The sequence below is a fragment of the Pseudomonas sp. R62 genome (assembly GCF_000257605.1).
Taxonomy (GTDB): Bacteria; Pseudomonadota; Gammaproteobacteria; order Pseudomonadales; family Pseudomonadaceae; genus Aquipseudomonas; species Aquipseudomonas atacamensis.
Genome location: NZ_JH635999.1, coordinates 2,215,467 through 2,219,788 on the forward strand (window position 1 = coordinate 2,215,467; position 4,322 = coordinate 2,219,788).

Sequence of the window (4,322 nt, forward strand, 5' to 3'; positions counted from 1 at the left end):
CTTGGTCGGCGCTACCGGCTTGGTCGGCGCCACTGGCTTGGTCGGCGCTACCGGCTTGGTCGGCGCCACTGGCTTGGTTGGAATTACTGGGTTGGTTGGCGCAACTGGTTTGGTTGGCGCAACTGGCTTTGTTGGTGTTACCGGCTTTGACGTAGTGGTAGTAGGGCGAGGCTTCGAGATCGGACTTTTCATATTCACACTCAAATTGATAAATAGTTTTGATCTTTAATAACAAACTAAAGAGCCGAGCCGACAATAATCACGCACAACAAACTATTCAAACAAAAAGAAACCACAAGATATAAACAACATAGAGTTACGCTGCGCAGACCAACGTACAACAATAACTTTCAATAAATATAAGTCATAAACCGTAAAACTTGCACTTCGATTGATTGCAAATATCATCACGCCGAAGGTTGGCATGTATTGATCGCGACCATCGGCTACATCGCTGCAAATCCGCGCCGTCCCTGCAGGCCACCCGTGTGGGCAAAGACCAGACGCGTGCCGACCGCGAATTCGCCTGACTCGACATGCTGCTTGAGCGCCAGCAAGGCCTTGCCGGTGTACAGCGGTTCCAAAGGGATGCCGCTGGTTTGCTCGGTCTGATCGATGAAGGTCAGCAACGCCTGGTCAACTTTGGCGAAACCACCACGGCTGGCATCGATCAGTTGATAGTCCGCCGCAGGCTCGGTGGCGTGCGCGAGGATCGACTCGATGTTCGGTGCTACGCCGTGATCATCCGGCACTGCCAGAGCACCGTACACCACGCGCTTGCCTTGCTCGGCGAGCGCCAGTCCGGCCAGTGTCGTGCCGGTGCCACAGGCCAGCCACCAGGCGTCGAAATCATTCCAGCCCAGCTTGGCTAATTGCTCTTCGGCCTGCTGCCTGATCGCTGCGCAACCCAAGGCGCCGGCCAGTCCACCACCGCCCTCGGGCACCGCATGCAGCGTCGGAAATTGCGCTTGCCATGGCACCCAGAATCCCGCTTCGTGCCGCGCGCGGTAGCCGGCGTAACCGAGCCAATGCAACTGCATGCCGAACGTTTGCAGATCCCGCACTGTCGGCGTGTCCTGCGGGTGCCCGCGCAGCAGCCCCACGGTTTTGAATCCCAGCCGCTTGCCCGCCGCCGCCAGCGCGTGCAGGTGATTGGAATGCGCACCGCCAAGGCTGATGATGCCCTCGGCGCCGGCACGCTCGGCGGCTTTGAGATGTTCAACGAGTTTGAACCACTTGTTGCCGCTGATCAGCGGGTCGATGCGGTCCAGGCGCAGGATCGCGACCTCGATGCCGGCGTCTGCCAGCCATTCAAGACGGAGCGGTTCGAGGGGGGCTTGGGCTAGCCAGTCGGGGGGAGGCAAAAGCATGGGCACTGCACAATCTGGAAAAGACCACATACTAGTAGGAGCTGCCGCAGGCTGCGATCTTTTGATCTTGCTTTTGAAATCAGGATCAACAGTTCGCAGCCTTCGGCAGCTCCTACAGAATGTGTTTACAACTCAGCCGCCAGCCGCGAACCCTGATTGATCGCGCGCTTGGCGTCCAGCTCCGCAGCCACATCCGCGCCGCCGACCAAGTGCACGTTCTGCCCGGCTTCAACCAGACCATCGTGCAATTCACGCAACGGATCCTGCCCCGCGCAGATCACGATGTTGTCCACTGCCAGCAGTTGCGGCTCGCCGGATTCGCCGATGCGAATGTGCAAGCCTTGGTCATCGATGCTCAGGTATTCGACGCTGTTGAGCATCTGCACCTGCTTGTTCTTCAGACCGGTGCGGTGAATCCAGCCGGTGGTTTTACCCAGACCGTCGCCGACCTTGGTTTTCTTGCGCTGCAACAGGAACACCTCACGGGCCGGCGCATGCGGCGCCGCTTTGATGCCCGCCACACCACCACGGGCCTCCAGTTGCGTGTCGATGCCCCACTCTTTCCAGAACGCCGCGCGATCCAGACTGGTGGCCACGCCTTGATGAACGAGAAATTCCGAGACATCGAAACCGATCCCGCCAGCACCGATCACCGCGACACGCTTGCCGACCGGCTTGCGCTCGAGGATCACGTCCAGATAACTCAGGACCTTGGCATTTTCGACGCCCGGAATCGCCGGCACGCGCGGGGCGATACCGGTGGCGAGGATGATCTCGTCGTAACCGCCCTCAACCAACTTGGCCACGTCGACGCGGGTGTTCAGGCACACCTCGACATTGGTGGTTTGCAGCTTGCGGTTGAAGTAGCGCAGAGTTTCGAAAAACTCTTCCTTGCCCGGTACGCGCTTGGCAATGTTGAACTGCCCGCCGATCTCGCTGGCCGAATCGAACAGCGTCACCTGATGACCGCGCTCGGCGGCCACGGTGGCGGCGGACAAACCGGCAGGGCCGGCACCGACCACGGCGATTTTCTTGATCTGCTGCACCGGCAGGTAATTGAGTTCGGTTTCGTGGCAGGCACGCGGGTTGACCAGGCAACTGGTGAGCTTGCCGCCAAAGGTGTGGTCGAGGCACGCCTGGTTGCAGCCGATGCAGGTGTTGATTTCGTCGGCACGCCCTGCGGCGGCCTTGTTGACGAAGTCCGGATCGGCGAGGAATGGGCGGGCCATGGAAACCATGTCGGCATCGCCTTCGGCAAGAATCTGCTCGGCAATTTCCGGGGTGTTGATGCGGTTGGTGGTGATCAGCGGAATGCTCACCGAGCCGCGCAACTTGGCCGTGACCTTGCTGAACGCTGCACGCGGAACCTTGGTGGCGATGGTCGGAATCCGCGCTTCGTGCCAGCCGATACCGGTGTTGATGATGGTCGCACCAGCCTGTTCGATGGCTTTGGCCAGCATGACGATTTCATCCCAGGTGCTGCCACCTTCGACCAGATCGAGCATCGACAGGCGGAAGATGATGATGAAATTCGGCCCGACCGCTTCGCGCACACGACGGACAATTTCTACCGGCAGGCGCATGCGGTTTTCGTAGCTGCCACCCCAGCGGTCGGTGCGGTGGTTGGTGTGCGCGGCGAGGAACTGGTTAATGAAGTAACCTTCCGAGCCCATGATTTCGACGCCGTCGTATTCGGCGGTTTGCGCCAATACCGAGCAGGTGACGAAATCGCTGATCTGCTTTTCGATGCCCTCTTCGTCCAGCTCTTTGGGCTTGAACGGGTTGATCGGCGCCTGAATCGCGCTCGGCGCTACCTGTTTCGGGCTGTAGGCGTAACGCCCCGCGTGGAGAATCTGCATGCAGATCTTGCCGCCCGCCTCGTGCACCGCGCGAGTGACGATGCGGTGCTTGAGCGCCTCTTCCTCGGTAGTGAGCTTGGCCGCGCCGGAATACACGCCGCCCTCGGCATTCGGGCCGATGCCGCCGGTGACCATCAGGCCGACACCGCCACGGGCACGTTCGGCGAAGTAAGCCGCCATGCGCTCGAAGCCACCCGGCTTTTCTTCGAGGCCGGTGTGCATCGAGCCCATCAGGGTACGGTTGCGCAGCGTGGTGAATCCCAGGTCCAGCGGGGCCAGCAAATGCGGGTAATGAGCGGCGGTCATCGGTAACTCCACAACGAGCGATCACGGAAAAGTTGCGGGAGCTCTGCGTCCCCCGTCAGTCATGTTCGACAGACTAAGAGTCGCACCGCTGTCACTCAATGACCGTAACTGACAAGTTATTGATCCAAATGCGCAGCGCCCCTTGGCAATCAGGGCCATGGGCCCTACCCTAGGCGCCACACTCTGTACCCGGCTGTTGTTGGTTTTCATGCGCAAACTTCTGTATCTGCTTTTCTCCATGGCCCTCATTGCCGCCCTGACCACCTACGCCATGTGGGCGGCAGACCGGCCGGCGGGACATTACCTGTCGGACCTGCGCATCAAGCTCGCCGTCAATCAGGGCACGCCCGGCGACCGTGGCAATCTGCTCGGCATTCAGCCCGAACTGTTCCCCACCGATTACCAAAGTTCCGCACGCCTGCACCGCAAGCTTGCGGCGTACCTGCAGCAGGCCCGCGATCAGGGCTTGCTCAACGAAAAAACCGTGGTGGTATTGCCCGAGCACGTCGGCACCTGGCTGATGATCAGCGGCGAGAAAGACGAGCTTTATCAGGCGCCAACGCTGGCGGAAGCAATGAACTGGCTGGCGGCGAGCAATCCGCTGTTGTTCGCCCGAGCGTGGCTGCGGGCCAAGGGCGAGCAACGTCTGAACGATGCTTATCTGCGGATGAAAGCGAAGGCCATGGCCAAGGATTACCAGGCGCTGTTCGGCGGTCTGGCCAAGGAGTTCCAGGTCACCCTGGTGGCCGGCTCCATCGTGCTGCCGGAGCCAAGCATCCGCGACGGC

Annotated in this window: 2 protein-coding genes and 2 pseudogenes; 2 read left to right on the forward strand and 2 right to left on the reverse strand. The window is 60.4% G+C overall.

The genetic code is table 11. The annotated features are described in order from the left end of the window. Positions 1 to 229: pseudogene (locus OQK_RS31795) on the forward strand (hypothetical protein); the annotation flags it as partial. 217 nt (positions 230 to 446) lie between these two features. On the opposite strand, the gene OQK_RS27750 reads toward OQK_RS31795, so the two are convergent. Further along, the gene (locus OQK_RS27750) at positions 447 to 1,370 is read right to left on the reverse strand and encodes a 1-aminocyclopropane-1-carboxylate deaminase/D-cysteine desulfhydrase (RefSeq protein ID WP_016775329.1); all 924 of its coding nucleotides are present in this window, start codon (positions 1,368 to 1,370) and stop codon (positions 447 to 449) included. A 125-nt stretch (positions 1,371 to 1,495) separates the two neighbouring features. Continuing rightward, a complete protein-coding gene (locus OQK_RS27755) occupies positions 1,496 to 3,535 on the reverse strand; it encodes an NADPH-dependent 2,4-dienoyl-CoA reductase (RefSeq protein ID WP_016775330.1) in 2,040 nt (679 codons plus the stop codon). Positions 3,536 to 3,743: 208 nt separating this feature from the next. Here OQK_RS27755 and OQK_RS27760 point away from each other — a divergent pair. Then, positions 3,744 to 4,322: pseudogene (locus tag OQK_RS27760) on the forward strand (carbon-nitrogen hydrolase family protein); the annotation flags it as partial.